At 43.7% G+C, this 16,756-nt stretch carries 23 protein-coding genes; 5 read left to right on the top strand and 18 right to left on the bottom strand.

The window, feature by feature from the left end; translation table 11 throughout:
- Positions 1–98 precede the first annotated feature (98 nt).
- A complete protein-coding gene (locus RAC86_RS11220) occupies positions 99–581 on the top strand; it encodes an N-acetyltransferase (RefSeq protein WP_014113703.1) in 483 nt (160 codons plus the stop codon).
- A gap of 56 nt (positions 582–637) precedes the next feature.
- On the opposite strand, the gene gerR is transcribed toward RAC86_RS11220, so the two are convergent.
- The 3 genes from gerR to RAC86_RS11205 all read right to left on the bottom strand — a co-directional run bounded on the left by gerR (position 638) and on the right by RAC86_RS11205 (position 2,084).
- Positions 638–1,219, bottom strand: a complete 582-nt coding sequence (gene gerR / locus RAC86_RS11215) for a sporulation-specific transcriptional regulator GerR (protein WP_061187413.1) — start codon at positions 1,217–1,219, stop codon at positions 638–640.
- A 145-nt stretch (positions 1,220–1,364) separates the two neighbouring features.
- Positions 1,365–1,544, bottom strand: coding sequence for a 50S ribosomal protein L32 (rpmF, locus tag RAC86_RS11210; RefSeq protein WP_003154457.1), 180 nt, complete (start codon positions 1,542–1,544; stop codon positions 1,365–1,367).
- Positions 1,545–1,565: 21 nt separating this feature from the next.
- On the bottom strand, positions 1,566–2,084 hold the full coding sequence (locus RAC86_RS11205; protein ID WP_014113700.1) for a YceD family protein: 519 nt from the start codon (positions 2,082–2,084) through the stop codon (positions 1,566–1,568).
- 27 nt (positions 2,085–2,111) lie between these two features.
- Between RAC86_RS11205 and RAC86_RS11200 the strand changes: the two genes are divergently transcribed.
- Both RAC86_RS11200 and RAC86_RS11195 read left to right on the top strand, forming a co-directional pair.
- Complete coding sequence (locus tag RAC86_RS11200) at positions 2,112–2,297, top strand: hypothetical protein (protein WP_061187412.1); 186 nt, start codon at positions 2,112–2,114, stop codon at positions 2,295–2,297.
- Positions 2,294–3,541, top strand: a complete 1,248-nt coding sequence (locus RAC86_RS11195) for a nucleotidyltransferase (protein ID WP_072566234.1) — start codon at positions 2,294–2,296, stop codon at positions 3,539–3,541. The genes RAC86_RS11200 and RAC86_RS11195 overlap by 4 nt, the downstream gene beginning before the upstream one ends.
- Before the next feature lie 16 nt (positions 3,542–3,557).
- Here the strand turns inward: RAC86_RS11195 and ddcP are convergent, their stop codons facing one another.
- Both ddcP and RAC86_RS11185 read right to left on the bottom strand, forming a co-directional pair.
- The gene (gene ddcP, locus RAC86_RS11190) at positions 3,558–4,583 is read right to left on the bottom strand and encodes a protease DdcP (RefSeq protein ID WP_072566233.1); all 1,026 of its coding nucleotides are present in this window, start codon (positions 4,581–4,583) and stop codon (positions 3,558–3,560) included.
- 1 nt (position 4,584) lies between these two features.
- On the bottom strand, positions 4,585–5,367 hold the full coding sequence (locus RAC86_RS11185) for a patatin family protein (RefSeq protein WP_072566232.1): 783 nt from the start codon (positions 5,365–5,367) through the stop codon (positions 4,585–4,587).
- A 179-nt stretch (positions 5,368–5,546) separates the two neighbouring features.
- Here RAC86_RS11185 and spoVV point away from each other — a divergent pair, with 179 nt between their 5' ends.
- Positions 5,547–6,773 (top strand): dipicolinic acid transporter SpoVV, encoded by a 1,227-nt coding sequence (spoVV, locus tag RAC86_RS11180; RefSeq protein WP_072566231.1) that lies wholly within the window; start codon positions 5,547–5,549, stop codon positions 6,771–6,773.
- A 10-nt stretch (positions 6,774–6,783) separates the two neighbouring features.
- Here the strand turns inward: spoVV and coaD are convergent, their stop codons facing one another.
- The 8 genes from coaD to RAC86_RS11140 form a co-directional block, all read right to left on the bottom strand.
- Positions 6,784–7,269, bottom strand: coding sequence for a pantetheine-phosphate adenylyltransferase (coaD, locus tag RAC86_RS11175; RefSeq protein ID WP_377885632.1), 486 nt, complete (start codon positions 7,267–7,269; stop codon positions 6,784–6,786).
- Between the two features lie 4 nt (positions 7,270–7,273).
- Positions 7,274–7,828 carry a 16S rRNA (guanine(966)-N(2))-methyltransferase RsmD gene (gene rsmD, locus RAC86_RS11170; protein ID WP_014113694.1) on the bottom strand — a complete coding sequence of 185 codons (555 nt, stop codon included), beginning with the start codon at positions 7,826–7,828 and terminating at the stop codon, positions 7,274–7,276.
- 324 nt (positions 7,829–8,152) lie between these two features.
- Complete coding sequence (locus tag RAC86_RS11165) at positions 8,153–8,425, bottom strand: YlbG family protein (protein ID WP_003221373.1); 273 nt, start codon at positions 8,423–8,425, stop codon at positions 8,153–8,155.
- A gap of 54 nt (positions 8,426–8,479) precedes the next feature.
- Positions 8,480–8,929 carry a regulatory iron-sulfur-containing complex subunit RicF gene (gene ricF, locus RAC86_RS11160; protein WP_003221370.1) on the bottom strand — a complete coding sequence of 150 codons (450 nt, stop codon included), beginning with the start codon at positions 8,927–8,929 and terminating at the stop codon, positions 8,480–8,482.
- A 120-nt stretch (positions 8,930–9,049) separates the two neighbouring features.
- Positions 9,050–9,289 carry a YlbE-like family protein gene (locus RAC86_RS11155; RefSeq protein WP_014113693.1) on the bottom strand — a complete coding sequence of 80 codons (240 nt, stop codon included), beginning with the start codon at positions 9,287–9,289 and terminating at the stop codon, positions 9,050–9,052.
- Between the two features lie 15 nt (positions 9,290–9,304).
- Positions 9,305–9,703 (bottom strand): YlbD family protein, encoded by a 399-nt coding sequence (ylbD, locus tag RAC86_RS11150; protein WP_014113692.1) that lies wholly within the window; start codon positions 9,701–9,703, stop codon positions 9,305–9,307.
- Between the two features lie 290 nt (positions 9,704–9,993).
- Positions 9,994–11,034, bottom strand: a complete 1,041-nt coding sequence (locus tag RAC86_RS11145) for a CAP domain-containing protein (protein ID WP_072566230.1) — start codon at positions 11,032–11,034, stop codon at positions 9,994–9,996.
- Between the two features lie 84 nt (positions 11,035–11,118).
- Positions 11,119–11,565 carry a CBS domain-containing protein gene (locus tag RAC86_RS11140; RefSeq protein ID WP_072566229.1) on the bottom strand — a complete coding sequence of 149 codons (447 nt, stop codon included), beginning with the start codon at positions 11,563–11,565 and terminating at the stop codon, positions 11,119–11,121.
- Between the two features lie 139 nt (positions 11,566–11,704).
- On the opposite strand from RAC86_RS11140, the gene RAC86_RS11135 reads away from it, so the two are divergent.
- Positions 11,705–12,067 carry a YugN family protein gene (locus RAC86_RS11135; protein ID WP_014113688.1) on the top strand — a complete coding sequence of 121 codons (363 nt, stop codon included), beginning with the start codon at positions 11,705–11,707 and terminating at the stop codon, positions 12,065–12,067.
- Between the two features lie 30 nt (positions 12,068–12,097).
- Here RAC86_RS11135 and ctaG read toward each other — a convergent pair whose 3' ends face one another.
- The 5 genes from ctaG to RAC86_RS11110 all read right to left on the bottom strand — a co-directional run.
- Positions 12,098–12,991: a cytochrome c oxidase assembly factor CtaG gene (gene ctaG, locus RAC86_RS11130; RefSeq protein WP_014113687.1), complete on the bottom strand. Its 894-nt coding sequence runs from the start codon at positions 12,989–12,991 to the stop codon at positions 12,098–12,100.
- A 26-nt stretch (positions 12,992–13,017) separates the two neighbouring features.
- Positions 13,018–13,350, bottom strand: a complete 333-nt coding sequence (gene ctaF, locus RAC86_RS11125) for a cytochrome c oxidase subunit IVB (protein WP_014113686.1) — start codon at positions 13,348–13,350, stop codon at positions 13,018–13,020.
- Positions 13,351–13,352: 2 nt separating this feature from the next.
- On the bottom strand, positions 13,353–13,976 hold the full coding sequence (ctaE, locus tag RAC86_RS11120) for a cytochrome c oxidase subunit III (protein WP_072566228.1): 624 nt from the start codon (positions 13,974–13,976) through the stop codon (positions 13,353–13,355).
- A complete protein-coding gene (ctaD, locus tag RAC86_RS11115) occupies positions 13,976–15,844 on the bottom strand; it encodes a cytochrome c oxidase subunit I (protein ID WP_003238747.1) in 1,869 nt (622 codons plus the stop codon). The genes ctaE and ctaD overlap by 1 nt, the downstream gene beginning before the upstream one ends.
- A 32-nt stretch (positions 15,845–15,876) precedes the next feature.
- A partial coding sequence (locus tag RAC86_RS11110) for a cytochrome c oxidase subunit II (protein WP_377885631.1) occupies positions 15,877–16,756 on the bottom strand: 880 nt, incomplete at its 5' end.

Here is a 16,756-nt window from a genome sequence, read left to right as displayed (position 1 = left end):
TCAAAGATTCCGTGTGCTTAAAATTAAAGTTTAAATATTTGGATTTTTTAATTAAAGCGTTTACAATATATGTAGAAACAACAAAGGGGGAGATTGGTTTGGTAAAGGTAGAACGTCTGCTCATCAACTATAAAACACTTGAAGAATTCAAGAAATTCAAAGAATACGGCATTCAGGAGCTTTCAATGCTTGAAGATCTTCAGGATAATATTATTGAAAATGACAGCACCTCGCCTTTTTACGGGATTTATTTCGGGGATAAACTTGTAGCGCGAATGAGTCTATATCAAGTTAACGGCAAATCGAATCCTTATTTCGACAACCGTCAGGATTACTTGGAACTGTGGAAGCTTGAGGTTCTTCCGGGCTACCAGAACAGAGGATACGGGACAGCGTTGGTTGAATTCGCTAAATCATTCAAAATGCCGATTCGGACAAATCCGCGAATGAAATCAGCGGAATTTTGGAATAAAATGAACTTTGAAACTGTTAAATATGATATGGCGCGGGACAAAGGGGAAAACCCGCTCATCTGGCATCCTGATATGGATCATGAAATGACACCCGGAGAGTCTGCATAGAAATAAAAACAACCGGCCTATTCTTACTCTAGGGCCGGTTCATTTCAGGCATTTCATTACGTTTCTTGAGCCGCTTTTTTCATTCTTCCGTCTTCTTTTGAAACAACCATTTTTCTGGCCCGATCCATGATATCGATCAGTGCCTTGTAATCCTCTTCTGTCATCTCTAGCTGGTTCCTCAATGTTTGATTTTCACTCCGTAAATCCTCAAGCTCTTTTTGCAGCGATTGGATTTGCTCCTTCAATTTTTCCCTTTCGAGCTGAAATTCTTGTGCAGACGGCGCTTCTTTGAATTGTTCGAGAAATTGAATCACATCCTGAATGGACAAATCTCGTTTTCCTTCTGACGCTGCCGCAGCAGTCTGCTTGACGGAATTCGGCATATTGACCGAATGAACGCCGATTTGCTTTCTCAGTTCTTTCCTCTGCTTTTTCGCAAGCTCTATGCCTGACTGGTATTGTTTTCTCACATACGAGTTCCACCTGAAACCACAGGCTGCCGCGGTTCTGGTCAGCGCCCTTCCAACCTCCTCAAAGGCGGAAAGCTGTGTTCCTCCCTCTCGAATATGACGAAGCACCACTTCTGCCAGCAGCAAATCCTCATCCTGAGTCCAAGCATCTTGTCTTGTAATGGTCAAATTCAATCTCCCTCCATGTCAGCTTATTTATCTCATACATATGCCGGTAATAGATTAGATAGACTATTTGCACTCACAAATTTTCCGCAAGCTGGCAGGGAGAGAAAAAGAAAAAGCGCAGGGCTTTCACCCTGCGCTTTTCTTATTAGTTACTTTTTACATTTATGTCTTTGCCGTTGTATGATCCGCATGCTTTGCATACACGGTGAGACAATTTCATCTCTCCGCATGACGGACATTCTGTCATACCAGGTACATTAAGTTTGAAATGTGTACGGCGCAATCTTTTCTTCATTTTAGAAGTTCTTCTAAAAGGTACAGCCATTATTCCCACCTCCTTAAAGAGTTAAGATTCATCATCTTGTTTTAAGAGCTTTTCTAGGGCTGCAAGTCTCGGATCAACTTGATTCTTCTTGTCTTCCTCCGAAATGACTTGCCAGTCCTTTCCTTCTTGAGGAGCAGCTCCTTTTTCTTGTTCAGATTCACAAAAGATTTGCATAGGGATTTCTAAAAGAATTTCTTCTTTCACGATCGGAGTTAAGTCGATAGTATCGTCCTCAACAATGTGAACGTCATCATCTTCTATATCATCCGTCTGATGAAATATAAACAGTTCTTTTGTTGAAATTTCAAATGGATACGGAACATCAACGAGTGTTCTTGAACATGGCAAAATCATTTCGCCTGAAATTGTAAAATCAAACGAAACCTGTTTGGATTTGATATCCGCTCTGCCCTTCACCCGAACGGGAGAAATGCGGCGAATGTCAGAATTCACCTTTGTCAGCTCATTTAACTCAACTGTTTCATCAAACTCAAAACTTTGTTTCGGCATTTGATGCAGCTGATAAATCGTCCATTTCATTTGTATCACCTCATGAAAGCAACAAACATGATTATAGCTTTTAAGATTGTTTTTGTCAATATTTTTTCTTTACAGCATAATGCTGCCATTGAAGTATCGTTGACAGCGGAATATGCGATGCATACACTTAAAATAAAAATAAGACGTAAGAGTTTTCATTTGCAAATGTACCATACGTTTTTAAACATAGCAAGAAAGGCGGAAAAAATATGAAAGCTGTCGGATTGGTGGTTGAATATAATCCCTTTCATAACGGTCACCTTTATCATGCCCAAACAGCAAAGCGGCAAACCGGATGCGACACGGCTGTTGCGGTAATGAGCGGACATTTTTTACAGCGCGGAGAACCGGCTGTAGTATCAAAATGGGCCCGAACAAAAATGGCGCTGCAAAACGGAGTCGATGTTGTCATTGAGCTGCCATATCTTTATGCGGTGCAAAAAGCGGACATTTTTGCACGCGGCAGTGTTTCCATCCTGAACAAACTTGGATGCGAGGCGCTGTTTTTCGGGAGTGAAAATGGTGATATTGAGCCGTTTTTAGAAACAGCAAAGCTTATTGATGAGCATAAACATACATTTGATCAGCGTATTAAAGAAGAACTTAAAAAGGGTGCCAGTTATCCAGCCGCGGCAGCTATCGCATTCAACTCCATTTTACATACCGAAAGTGCACTTGATTTGTCAAAACCAAATAACATTCTGGGATATCATTATGTAACTTCTATTCTTTCCGGGGGATATTCGATTAAACCTAGTACTACAGCACGCATCTCCTCGGACTATCATGATGCCGACCTTCCTGAAGGCGAAAACTATATCGCAAGTGCCACAAGCATCAGAAAAGCGATGATTGAACAGAGTCTTGATGCCTGCCTTCGTTTTCTTCCTGCTGCATCTGCACGTGAATTAGCACATTACCGCAAATCTTTCGGACTGTGGCATACACCTGAAAGCTATTTTTCTTACTTAAAATACAGCCTTTCAACTGTAACATCACAGGAATTACAGCAAGTATACGAGGTGGAGGAAGGCTTAGAGCACAGAATTCTACGTTCGATCAGAAAAGCCAGCTCCTATCAGGAATTTATGGAGCTGCTGAAAACAAAACGTTATACGTGGACAAGACTCCAGCGGATGAACACTCACATTTTAACCAGAACGAAAAAACAGGATATGCACAAGCTGCTTAAAGACGAAGAGGTGCCTTATATCAGGCTGCTCGGCATGACGAAAAAAGGACAGGCTTATTTATCGGAAAAGAAAAAAGCGCTGTCTGTTCCGCTTGTCAGCAAACTGTCCTCTTTCTCCCATCCAGCTCTCGATCTGGACATAAAAGCAAGCAGAATCTACAGCATGCCGATAGAAGAGCCGCTAAGAACTGAGTTTGACCTGCAAGAATACGGACATGCACCGATTCGATATGACGAGGATGAACAACATTTTTTAAATATATAGAAAAAGCACCTGAGGATCAGGTGCTTTTCGCTTTCAGCTTATTCAAATAATCAATCGCATCCTGCATCGTATCAACAGGCACAATCTTCATATCTGAGTCAATATCTTTTGCTGTTTTTACTGCGTTTTTATAATCGGAATTGCTGGCGCCGCTTTGATTTGGCGCGAAGAAAATGTCTTTTCCAGCTTTGTCTGCGGCGACGACTTTTTGATCAATGCCGCCGATCGGGCCTACTTTTCCATCAACATCAATCGTACCTGTTCCCGCAATATCGTAGCCTTTTGTTTCATCTGTTTTTGTCAGCTGATTATAGATTTCAAGTGACATCATTAAACCTGCTGACGGGCCGCCGATATTTTCGATTTCAAAATCAATATCAGGTTCCACTTTGACGTTTCTGTCCGTATAGAGCGAAACTCCGATTCCTGCCCGATCTGGCTCATCAGGAAATTGTTTTAACGTAAGGGCGACACGCTTTACTTTTTCTTCTCTTTCGATTTTTAACGTGACTTTATCTCCAGCTTTTTTGCTGCTGATATAATCAATCAGCTTTTCAGCAGACTGATAGTTTTTGCCGTCTGCACTGATGATTTTATCACCGACTTCTATTTTCCCTTTTGCAGGCATGTTTTCCACAACCGAGCTTGCGTATATGCCGTTAAAGGAATAGGTGACTTTTTTTCCTGCCTGATGATAGGCGGCTATAACCGCGTTTTCTTGCGAGCTTTGCATCATTTGAAGCTGCCTTTTCATATACTCCTTATCTGATTCACCTTCTTCCTTGATGCTCTCATCAGGAACAATTTCATAATAAGGGTGCATCTTTGCCCACACATATGTAAACGGATTAGCCGGCCCCACTTTGACAGTCATTAAAGACAGACTCCCTGTTTCCGGGTAGCCTCCCTCCACTTTTATCAGTGAAGCAAGTTCTGTCGCTTCTCCCGGTTTTGTAATATAGTATGGAAGTTTTATAAATGATAAAACGGCAATCAGAATGAGGATGACAAGCATCCAGCTAAAATGTTTTTTACGTAGCAAGTTATGAGCCCTCCCAATTCTCTATTTCTTTTCTTATCTTGCTGATTAATCGGTTTGTCGCCTCCTCGCCTGCCGATATCATTGCTTCAATATTGGCAAACGAGCTTGAGCTGTATGTTTCAAGAGAAGGGCGAATCATGATATCTGCGGCGATCGTTTGATGTCGCACCAATTCATTTTGCAGTATATCCATACTTTGCATAATCACATCAAAAATATGCGCCGCCGTTTCGGTTTTTCGAACCCTGGAGACATCCGAGGCGATGATGATATCAGCCCCCATGTCTTTTACAACAGAAACCGGAATTCGGTCGACGACCGCGCCGTCTACAAGAAGGCGTCCGTCCAGCCTCTGCGGAATAAAAATACCCGGTATGCTGATGCTGGCCCGCACCGCATCTGATACTGATCCTTTACGGAACACAATCTTTTCTCCTGTCTGTAAATCACACGCAACAATGCCCAGCGGGATTTGGAGCTCTTCGATCGGTTTTCCGAATGTATAAGCATGTACAAGCTGCCTGACGCGGTCACCTTTTAGAAAACCTAGTCTGGGCATCGTATAATCAGCATAAAGCCGCCGTTTAAAGGCTTTGGCGACTTTTCTCATCGTTGCCACATCATGGCCGGCGGCATAGAAACTGCCCACCAAAGCGCCCATGCTGCTCCCCGCAATCATATCTACTTCAATTTGGTGCTTATGTAAACTGGAAAGCACACCGAGATGAGCGAGCCCTCTGGCCCCTCCCGATCCTAACGCTAACCCGATTTTAGGTTTGGCCAACGCGTTAACCTCCTGCCTGAATTCCCTGTATACCGAATTCTATGGTCTAAACTGAACCCCTATGCTCGTATATTAGTACAAAGAATCAAGAGGACAGGTACTGCTTGGCCGTTTCGTGTCATACATTATTTTATCATGAATACATGTCATTGGGCATTTTTAGCATCGGGGAGGTAAGAATGAACTTGTCGAAGATTAATACACTTTTGATTGCTTCGTTTTTTCTTTTTTTAACAGCGACTGTCATCTCACATCCGCAGGCCTCATTCGAAGCCTCTAAAACCGGGCTTTCTATGTGGTGGGAGGTTGTATTTCCGTCATTGCTGCCATTTTTTATTCTGTCTGAACTCTTAATTGGTTTTGGCATTGTGCGGTTTGTCGGTGTTTTGCTTGAACCTTTTATGCGTCCGATCTTTCGCGTGCCCGGTGTTGGCGGCTTTGTTCTTGCTATGGGAATGGCATCAGGAAACCCAGCGGGAGCAAAACTCACTGCCCGTCTGCGGCAGGAAAAACAGATTTCAAGAGTAGAAGCAGAACGGCTTGCGTCGTTTACCAATTCTTCAAACCCGCTCTTTATTTTCGGCGCTGTTGCCGTCGGTTTCTTTCAAAACGCGTCATTGGGCATTTTATTGGCTTCTGCACACTATTTGGGGAATCTGGCTGTCGGTTTAACGATGCGTTCCTATGGCCGCAAGGAAGAGCAGCATCTCAGAGGGAAGAAAACAATACCTTTTCCTTCGATCAAAGATGCTTTACACGCTCTGCATACCGCCAGACTTGCGGAAAAACGGCCTCTGGGCAAAATTTTAGGCGACGCCGTGACCTCTTCTGTTCAAACCCTTCTTATGGTGGGTGGCTTTATTATTTTATTTTCTGTCTTTAACCGGCTGTTGTCCGTGGTGCAGCTGACTGATATTCTGTCTGTTTTCACAAAAGGCGTGCTGACTTTGTTTCAGCTTCCGGCTCAATTGGACATTCCCCTTTTATCAGGGATGTTTGAAATCACGTTAGGTAGCAAGCTTGTCAGCGAGACAGATGTCTCTCTTCTTCAAAAAGCCATTGTCGTCAGTTTTATTCTCGGGTTTAGCGGCTTTTCCGTTCAAGCTCAGGTGGCAGGTATTTTATCGGAAACCGATATCAGATTTAAACCATTCTTTATCGCACGTTTGCTGCAGGGCGTTTATGCCGCCGCCTTCGTCATGCTTTTATGGAAACCGCTTTACACGGCATGGCATGATCCGTATCAGTATGTATTTAAATCTCTTAATAGCAGCGAAATGCCAACTGCATTTATAAACGGCTGGAATCTGCTTGTGCAGATTGGACCCGCTGTCACATTATGCGCGCTGTTTACGTACATTATCATTTTTTCTTACAGACTGACAAACGGAACAAAAAAAGGATGAGTCAAAACCCTCATCCTTGTCTGAATTTTTGTTGAAGCGCCAGCTCTACTTCCGGCGACACAAACTCTGAGACCGATCCATTGTATCTTGCCACTTCTTTTACGATGCTTGAACTTAAAAACGAATATTGATTGTTGGTCATCATAAAAAACGTCTCAATGGATTCATCAAGCACACGGTTTACGGAAGTCCCCTGCATCTCGTATTCAAAATCAGATACCGCTCTCAAGCCTCTTAAAATCGCTTTCGCCTTTTTTCTTTTTGCATAATCAATTAACAGTCCCTGCGACGTTTCAACTGTTATGTTCGGAATGTCTTTTGTCACTTCTCTCAGGAGCTCACACCGCTCTTCTACACTGAACAAAGGCTTTTTCGAAGAATTATTCAGCACACATACATACACTTGTTCAAAAATATGCGCCCCGCGTCTGATGATATCCAGATGCCCATAGGTCACCGGATCAAAACTGCCGGGACAGACAGCTATACTCGCCACATCACTACCCCCTCTTTTTATAAATCGCTACACCTGTAAGTCCATAGGTTTCTTTTCTTGCCATCACAAGATCTCCTACGGTTTCGGGAAGCTCGACCTCTCTGTCATGCTCAGCAACGATAAAGCCGTCTTCTTCCAGCATTTGATATTCATCAATCATCGTTAAAAGCGCTTTTAGCTTTTGTTCCTTGTACGGCGGATCAAGAAAAATTCCGCGAAAGCCTGTTTCTCTTTTTGCAGCAGCGTGCAAAGCCCGTTCCGCATCATTCCGGTATACCTGGGCATGTTTTGTAAGCTCCAGCGTTTTTAAATTTGATTTTATCGTTTGAATCGCTTTAAAATCACGGTCAACGAATATACAATGCTCAAACCCGCGTGAAAGCGCTTCGATTCCAAGACCTCCGCTCCCTGCGAATAAGTCAAGTCCCCTGCCCCCATCAAAATAAGGGCCGATCATATTGAAAATGGATTCCTTCACTTTGTCGGTTGTCGGTCTAGTTGATGTTCCCGGCACAGCCTTTAGTGAACGGCCTTTTTTTGATCCAGAAATTACTCTCATGTTCCACACCACTTTTTCTAAAAGCTATTTTGTTTCTTTGTTCGGCCGGACGCCGCTATGTACATAGAAAAAAATCAATCCTATCTTAACATAAAGCATTCTTTCAAACAATGAATGCTAATTCTAATAAACAGGTGTATAGGCGGACTGATCCTTGTCCATACTATAAGCAACAGCATCTAGAGGATGTTGTTGCCAACCGCGGAGAAGACTTACGTTTCCCCATAAGTTCTTCCTCCGGTTTCTCCTCTCCCTTTGCCTTCTCCTTAACATGTTAAGGAATAGAAGGACCCCGCAGAAGTCTGCGGGGATTTTTTTATACAGCTATATGCCGATTTTATAATCGTATTCTTTTGCTTTATCAAGCTTTGACTCGAATTCCAATTTTAAAAACGGTTTATAAGAAGGCTCTACTTTTTTCACAAAAGAGTAAGACGCAATCTTGTCCATTGTTTTTTCAATTTGGTCCATATCGCAATACAGCACGACATATTTTAAGCGTTTTGATACATAGTGCACATTTCCGAACTTCCTCAGCATTTTGCTTTGCTTTAGGGAATGCAGATACACAATCATGCCCTGGCGCCTATTCTCCAATACAATCACCTGCCTGATTTCTCTTATATGTAAAAGACGAGACGGCCAGTCTCGTCAGGACACTTTGCATCCGCAGCTTCCGCCTGAACCGCAGCCGCCTCCGCATGAAGACAAACCGTCAAAATAAGGGTTCCCAGTCGGAACTTTAACATGCTCCGAAACAGCTGTCCCAATCTCGACGCTAACCTCATCAAGAATAGACTGAAGCTCATTTTCAGCTCTCTTGAAGTCAGCCACCTTATCGTTCAGGTCCAGCTCCCGCTTGATCTCCCTCATTTTCCGGGATATTTCTCTATAGTCAGGATGATATTTGCCAAAACGCTGTACATCCTCATACTGCTCTTTTATTTTGATAAAAGAACGAATAATCCGCCCTGCCTCTTCATCTTCTTGGAGACGCTTGTAACAATTGCGGTAGTTCTCAGCCGTCTCCGACTGCAGAATCATCTCGGCAAGCTGCTGAGCTTCACTTTGAAGCCGCACGGATTCCATCGTCGCATACATAGCACGCACCTCCAGTTGTTAGTTTACCACGAAACCAGCCAATTGGAAAATGCTTAACCGCAAGCCCGAAAACAATCTCCCTGCATTTACAGCATGAAAAAAGACCCTCTTTCGGGCCTTTTAATCTTTTGTCCGCATCGCTTGAAACATTTGCATCATCATTTGCGCCATTTGAATCCCGTTCGTAAATTGGTTCACCCGGTGCGGTATGGTTTTTTCATAAAAGTTCATCATCTCAAGCTGAAAGGAGGACAGATCATCCGGTTTTCTCGAAAGTCTGCGGTACCATATCGGCTGTTCTCTGATGAATCGTTTCCGTTCTTCGTTTGCTAAAATAAATTCCTGAACCTCTTTGCGCATATGAGCTCCCCTTTTTTAATCCTTTCGAAAAGAAAAAGGATGCTGTCCAGAGCCTGGCTGAGATTGCTTCTGGCTGCTCCCGGAAAATGTATGAAGAAGACTTTGCAACGATGAGATCGACTGGCTCATTTTATTGATTTGTTCGTTCATTTGGTTGACATCCATCTTTTTCACCGCAGTCACCATTTTAGAGACAAAATCATTTTTTTGCTCTGTTTCAGGCACAGCTTCTGCAGCTTCTTCCGGTTCCCGATACGGATCCCAAATCGGGTCGCTCTCCCCGAAGAGGACCCAATTTTCATATACGTCCTGCCAGCTTCTTTGTTCTTTGCGTACTTCTTTTATCAGCTTGGGATGCTTTTTGACGAATTGTTTAAAGTCATTGATTGAATGATTGGCATGTTGATTCGCCACAATCCTCACCCCCTCCGAAAATCGATACCTACTACAATGTATCGTTTTGTCAGGCATTGTGTTCGCCTATATTCGTTCCCAAATGAATTTTCAGCTTTGCCCCATACACTCGTGAAAGAGCCTTACTGAAGGAATGGGAATCTGCCTCCTCAGCAGCCATGTTGTCAGAAAAGGAAAACAACACATTTATTCTGCTGCAGCTCTTATGCATGCAAAGACACATGCATTCAGATCATTAAGCTTTTGTGAAAATAAGAAAAGCTGCGGAACCATTCGTCCGCAGCTTTTCATTACCATCGCTTAATAAAATTTTGAGTGTAATATTTTCGGTCTACTCCGACACCGAGATGCGTATAATCTGAATTCAGAAGCGCTTTTCGATGGCCCTCACTATTCAGCCAGCCTTCTACAGCAGCCGGGCCGTCCACATAATTATATGCAATATTTTCTCCCGCTTGCTGAAAGTCAACATGCCCTTCTTCTAAGCGGTCTTTCAGCGTGCCGTATTTTTTAGATACATGGGAGAAATAATTATTTTCCTTCATATCCTGGCTATGTCCAAAGGCCACTTCCGCCGTCGGATGATCCCACTCAAGCTTTGCAAGCCCATGTTTGACGCGTATGACATTCGTCAAATCAAGTATTTGCTTTTCACTCGTCGTTTGGATCTTTTTCCACTTATCATCTGAAACAGATTCCGGTTTCATTAATTCACCGCGGTACACAACCTCATAAGGTCTTTGCTTTACAAAGGTTTGCGCATCAAACGCCCTGATGCTGGATAGCTTCCCCTCAAATTTGTCCATATACAGCTGGACATACATCTTTCCTACCTTAACAGTCGGCCTGGTATTGATATCCTCTTCAGAAAACTCAAACCGATAGGAATTTCCTTTATACTCTACATTCACAAACGGTGCCACCTGGGTCGTCTTGAATACTTCTCCGGTTGTTTCACCAATTTTGAAAGGCTTCGCGTTAATATCATTCCCAGTAGCAAATAATGTGACCACTTTATTGTTTAATACCCCAATTTGGACATACTGGTCCTTTCCCTGATTGTATACCCACCAATCGTAATCATAAGCTGAAGGGTCAATGCGTTCAGGTTCCCCAAGCTTTTTCATTACATCATCGGCGGACTTGCCCATAAAGGACAATAATCCTGAGGTCGGCATATGTATTCGTTTGCCGCTTTGCGCTTCCTCGTTAGACACTTGAGGCTCGCTATCATTTGATTTTTTTTCAGGAACAGATCCATATTGAATAAACAGAACATAAGTTCCGCAGATAATCAAGAGGATAACCATCGCTCTCAAGATATTTTTCAATCAATCACCCCCGTAGCGAATCACTATGTCTTACCTTACATCTCATTACAATACAGCCTATTTAACATGTCAAAGATTTATGTGTTAATGAAAAAAGCCTTCTTCTCTATTATCCCCCTCGGAAATATCCGATAAGGCGCTGCCGGCACGTTCATTCGTTTGCTCAGATAAAGAAAGATCACCAAGCGTGACAATTCCAGTCAGCTTTTTGTTTTTTGTAACAGGTATCCTTCTGAGCTGACGGGATGCCATCAAATGAAGAACCTCATCGACTGAAGCATCTTCATCTACGCTGACAGGTTTTTCGGTCATCGCGTCAGTGATTTTTTGCGAGTTTGGTTTTTTTATGGCGATTCCTCTTAACACGAGATCGCGGTCGGTCAAGATGCCGACCAGTGTTTCTCCATCCTCATCAACTACCGGAATCGCCCCTACATTCGCGTCTTTCATCTTTACCGCAGCTTCATATACATTATCTAATACCGTGCAATATTGCAAGTCGGCTGTCATCAGATCTTTTATTTTTGTCATCCGTATAACCTCCTTTAGTCTAGTGCTATTGTCGTCAAAATTTAATTTTTGCATACTTTCAAAAGAAGAAGATTCATTGAAAGTTTAACGCTTTCATACTATGATTGTCAGGAAAGGTAATTTTTATAAGGAGGGGTCAGTGTTGAAGTTTACTGAAAGCGGACTTGAAGGGGTAAAGGCTGAGCTCAGCTGGCTAGACGACTTGATGGAAAGCAAAGGCCTCGTCAGAGCGGGTCAATGGGATTACGAAAGAGTCACCTATGACAAGAAGTTTTCGACGATTGAGGGTACGTTTTACCTGCGGATACAGGGCATTGCGGCAGAGGGCGATGTTGGAAGCGGCCGCGCCGTGATTCAATTAATGTCCCCTCTCTTAGGCAAGCATTACTACCCGCACGGAGTAGAATATGGAGAAACGGAAGAGTTTCCCGTACAGGTTGTGACAAAAAGCAAAGCACTGATTCAGGACATATCCGACATGTTAAAAACAGTTCAAATGTAATGAAAAGGTACAGCATTTTCGCTGTACCTTTTATGATATCGTTTGCTGAATATACGGTGGCTCCTCCTGCCCGTCCTTTTCCCTTTCTTTCTTCACCCATTGGAAAAAAACAATCGCCAAAAAAGTGCCGTACACAATTTCCTGAATGATTTTCATCATAACTGCTCCGAGCTGCTGATCCTCTAATAAAGGCAGTGTATTTAACATCTCTGGTCCTGTTAATGGGACCTGCCCCATCATATCCGCAGGCACACAAAGCTTCATTGCCTCAGCCCACGCAGACGGATCTGTATAGGTGGCATATAACGGCGCGCCGCTGAACATGATCAGCGCGCAAGCAGGCGTAAGCAGCATACCGTCCGCCATAATATATCCCAGCTTCATCAAGCCGCTGAGCTGCCCGAGACGCTCGACCTTATGAACAAGCGGCCACCACATCAAAAACGCAAGCACAAAGATAAGCCAAGTCATTAATGTATGGTATAACGAATCTGTTTTGACAGTATCAAATATAAGCGGAACATGATATAAAGAAAAAATGCCGTTAAACAAAAGCAAAGCAATTAAAGGCTTCGTGAAAAATGAAAAAACAGGTTTAATGGCAGGCCTGAAAATGATTTTCTCCCAAAGCCATGCAGGAATTCCCGCGATCAATAGCGGCGGGACGACCAAATACAGGACAGCCATCTGCACCATATGCGCGCTGAACATAATATGTCCGAGCAGATCAACCGGACTTCCCTCGGCTGCATATAAAAACAGCATCGCCGATAGAAAGCACACCATCTGTTTACCCGTTATTCGATTTGGCTTTGAAGACATTCGCCTGTAAAAATAGAGATAAAGCACTGTAATGCCCAACAGGATACAAAAAAGATAAGGGCTCCACATCGCGCGAAACCCAAATACCTCTAGCTGATTCATTTCTTCACCTCCGGCGGCTGTTCAAATTACCACCATATAATTGTGACAAACGCAAGCACAGTGATGAACGCGACAAACATGCCTGAATACAAAAACATTGCCGGCGCCTCATGCCCTTTTTGATTCATATGCATGAAATAATACAGCTGGAAAATGACTTGAATTGCAGCTAGCAAAATAATGAAAGGAATCGTAAACCAGCTGCCTACACCGTCCGTTGCCACTGTCAGAAATGCAACAATCGTAAGACCGATCATTAAACCAAAAGACAGAACCTGATATTTCATCTCCTGAGCGTGCTTCTTTTTCTTAAATTCAAGGTCGCTGTTGATATGCCCTCTGCTTTTTTTACCGACCATGTTTATCCCACCATCCCCATTAAATATACAACGGTAAAGATGAAGACCCACACGACATCAATAAAGTGCCAATATAGACTGGCAACATAAAACTTAGGCGCCGTATACAAGTTCAGCCCCCTCTTGGCATTACGGATCATCAGCGTGCTGATCCACATAAGCCCAAATGCCACGTGGGCGCCGTGTGTACCGACAAGCGTGTAAAACGCGGAACCGAGCGCAGAGCTTGTGATCGTAAAGCCAAACTCATGGGTGTAATGCTTAAACTCATAAATTTCCAGTCCTAAAAAGCCAGCCCCCAATAAGATCGTAATTCCCAGCCAAAGCTGCATTTTGCCGAAAGCAAAGTTCTTCATATGGTACATCGCGTACACACTCGTTAAACTGCTCGTTAATAGCAGCATTGTGGCGATAAACACAAGTGTTACATCGAACATTTCCGTCGTAGGCGGATCACCGGCATTTGAATTCCGGAGTGCAAGAAACGTTGCGAAGAGAGACGCGAACAAAACTGTCTCTCCCCCAAGAAAAAGCCAAAAGCCTAAAAATTTATTTTTCCCTTCCAGCGTTACTTTTTCGGGAGAAGCTGGAAAGGTTTCTGCGGTGAATTTTTCTTCAATTTGCATTATGCCTTCACCCCTTTATCATCATTCGGCAGTTCCTCTTTATGAATATGATAGCCGTGATCATCAATTACTGAACGAAGCAGCATCGTAATAAATGTGATGCCGAGTCCGATAAAGATCACCGGCAGCCCCCAAGCGTGATCGGTTCTGTACAACAGCCCGAACGCTGCGACAAAAAGGCCGAAGGAAATGATGAACGGCAGGATTGAGCCGTTTGGCATATGAATATCATCAACCGGTTCAGCCGGCGTCATTGATTTGTGTCCTGCCTGCTTCTCGATCCAAAACGGATCAAGCCCTCTGACAAAAGGAAGCTGTTTAAAGTTATACTCAGGCGGCGGTGAAGAAACGGTCCATTCAAGGGTACGTCCGTCCTGCCATGGATCAGCTCCGACATATTCGCCTTTTACTGATGTCCAAATGACATTGACTAGCAGAAGAATAACAGCTGCCGCCATAAAAAACGCCCCGATTGTACTGATCAAGTTGCCGGTTTCAAGACCCTGGCCTGGCAAAAACGTATAAACCCGGCGCGGCATCCCCATTAAACCGACAAAATGCTGAATGAAAAACGTGAGGTGAAAGCCGATAAAAAACAATACAAATGAAATTTTCCCCATCGTCTCATGCAGAATTTTACCAAACATTTTCGGCCACCAGAAATGAACCCCCGCTAAAAGGCCAAATACCACGCCGCCAATAATGACATAGTGAAAGTGCGCCACCACAAAATACGTATCATGGAACTGATAATCAGCAGCTGCTGCTGCCAGCATGACACCCGTCACACCGCCGAGCACGAAGGACGGAATAAATGAGACGGCATACAGCATCGCTGTCGTATACTTCACATTTCCTCCCCAGATCGTCAAAAGCCAGTTAAAAATCTTAATCCCGGTCGGTATCGCGATAGCCATTGTGGCAACCGCAAAAATCGCATTTGCAATCGGCCCCAGACCTGTCGTAAACATGTGGTGCACCCAAACCATAAAGCCCAGAAAGCCAATGAGCACGATGGCAAAAACCATTGATGAATACCCAAACAAACGCTTTCTGGCAAACACAGGGATGACCTCTGAAAATATACCGAATGCAGGCAAAATTAAGATATAAACCTCCGGATGGCCAAAGATCCAAAATAAATGTTCCCAAATGACCGTATTTCCGCCAAGCTCGGGATTAAAGAAATTGGTGCCGAACAGCCGGTCCAGCATCATCAGAGCCAATCCGACCGTAAGCGGAGGAAATGCAAACAAAATCAATGCTGAGGCTACAAATGTCGTCCATGTGAACAAAGGCAGCCTCATGTACGTCATGCCGGGAGCTCTCATGTTGATAATCGTGGCCAAAAAGTTAATCCCGGCTATCAGCGTCCCAAGCCCCGATATTTGCAGCCCGAGGACGAAAAAGTCTATCCCGTGCCCTTCAGAATGAAGCGAAAGTGAGGCGTATGACGTCCAACCCGCGTCTGGCGCTCCGCCCAAAAACCAGCTTAGATTTAAGAAAATGCCCCCGAAAAAGAAAAGCCAAAAACCGAGCGAGTTTAAAAATGGAAATGAAACGTCACGAGCCCCAATCTGCAAGGGAACGACCGCATTCATCAAGGCAAATAAAAGCGGCATCGCAGCCAGAAAGATCATTGTCGTCCCGTGCATTGTCATTACTTCATTGTACGCTTGGGCACTGAGAAAAGCATTTTCCGGCTTTGCAAGCTGAATTCTGATAAACATCGCTTCAATTCCCCCGACAAGAAAGAAGAATCCCCCGGCGATTAAGTAAAGAATTGCGATTTTTTTATGGTCCACCGTCGTCAAATAATCCCAAAGTATAGATCCGCGCGTCCGTTTTTCTGTAAGCGCATTCAACATATGTGACCTCCCCCAATATCTCCCTTTCTTCCCTACTTGCTTTCCGTTTTTAAGCCTTTTAAGTATTCATAAAGCGCATCTGTTTCACTGTCTGAGAGCTTCGGATAGGTTCCTGTCATTTTGTTACCCGGTTTTATGCTCTCAGGATCCTTCAGCCAAGCCTTCACATTTTCTTCGTTGGCGTCTTTCACCCCTGCCACTTTTGCCCTTTCACCGAAGGTCGCCAAATTAGGAGCCGTTCTCGCTGCTTCTGCACGCTTATCATTCGGCTCTACTGCATGGCAGCTCAGACAGTTCTTCTCTTTAAACAGTTCTTCGCCCTGCTTAGCCAAATCGCTCTCTGTTGTAGACTTATAGTTTTTCATTTCTTTTGTCCAGCCCTGGAATTCTTTTGCAGACATCGTCTTTACCTTAAAATCCATCAGCGCGTGTGAAGGGCCGCAAAGCTCTGCACACTTCCCAAAAAACATATCTCCTGCCTCTTTGCTTCGTTTTGAATCAAATGTCAGGAAAAACTTATTTTCATTATCCGTATTCGTATCAAGTTTTCCTCCAACAGAAGGAATCCAGAAGGAATGTTTTACATCTGAAGCTTTTAAATTAAAATATACACGCTGGTCTGTCGGCACAATCAGCTCCTGGCTTGTGATAATGCCGTAATCAGGATATTCAAACTCCCACCAATATAAATTTGCCCGGACATTGACTACGAGAGCATCCTCGGCTTTTCGGCCTTTCTTATCCATTGGTGATGTATCTGCAAGCTCAAGCGTATATAATACGACAGGGATCACAAGAATAATGAGCAGCAAAATCGGGATCACGGTCCATGTGATTTCTAAAATTTTGTTCCCCTCTACCTGTTTCGGTATCGTGTTCTCACCGACCCGTGATCTTCTGAATCTCACAATT

Source organism: Bacillus sp. LR_5, assembly GCF_042709275.1.
The sequence above is the reverse complement of the archived record's forward strand: the minus strand, read 5'-3'. Positions and strand labels throughout refer to the sequence as shown.

Coding starts and splice junctions, on each gene's coding strand:
- rpmF (WP_003154457.1), bottom strand. CDS start 1,544: ATGGCTGTACCTTTTAGAAGAACTTCTAAAATGAAGAAAAGATTGCGC.
- RAC86_RS11205 (WP_014113700.1), bottom strand. CDS start 2,084: ATGAAATGGACGATTTATCAGCTGCATCAAATGCCGAAACAAAGTTTT.
- RAC86_RS11200 (WP_061187412.1), top strand. CDS start 2,112: ATGATTATAGCTTTTAAGATTGTTTTTGTCAATATTTTTTCTTTACAG.
- RAC86_RS11195 (WP_072566234.1), top strand. CDS start 2,294: ATGAAAGCTGTCGGATTGGTGGTTGAATATAATCCCTTTCATAACGGT.
- spoVV (WP_072566231.1), top strand. CDS start 5,547: ATGAACTTGTCGAAGATTAATACACTTTTGATTGCTTCGTTTTTTCTT.
- rsmD (WP_014113694.1), bottom strand. CDS start 7,828: ATGAGAGTAATTTCTGGATCAAAAAAAGGCCGTTCACTAAAGGCTGTG.
- ricF (WP_003221370.1), bottom strand. CDS start 8,929: ATGTATGCGACGATGGAATCCGTGCGGCTTCAAAGTGAAGCTCAGCAG.
- RAC86_RS11155 (WP_014113693.1), bottom strand. CDS start 9,289: ATGCGCAAAGAGGTTCAGGAATTTATTTTAGCAAACGAAGAACGGAAA.
- RAC86_RS11140 (WP_072566229.1), bottom strand. CDS start 11,565: ATGACAAAAATAAAAGATCTGATGACAGCCGACTTGCAATATTGCACG.
- ctaG (WP_014113687.1), bottom strand. CDS start 12,991: ATGAATCAGCTAGAGGTATTTGGGTTTCGCGCGATGTGGAGCCCTTAT.
- ctaF (WP_014113686.1), bottom strand. CDS start 13,350: ATGGTCGGTAAAAAAAGCAGAGGGCATATCAACAGCGACCTTGAATTT.
- ctaE (WP_072566228.1), bottom strand. CDS start 13,976: ATGCAAATTGAAGAAAAATTCACCGCAGAAACCTTTCCAGCTTCTCCC.
- ctaD (WP_003238747.1), bottom strand. CDS start 15,844: ATGTTGAATGCGCTTACAGAAAAACGGACGCGCGGATCTATACTTTGG.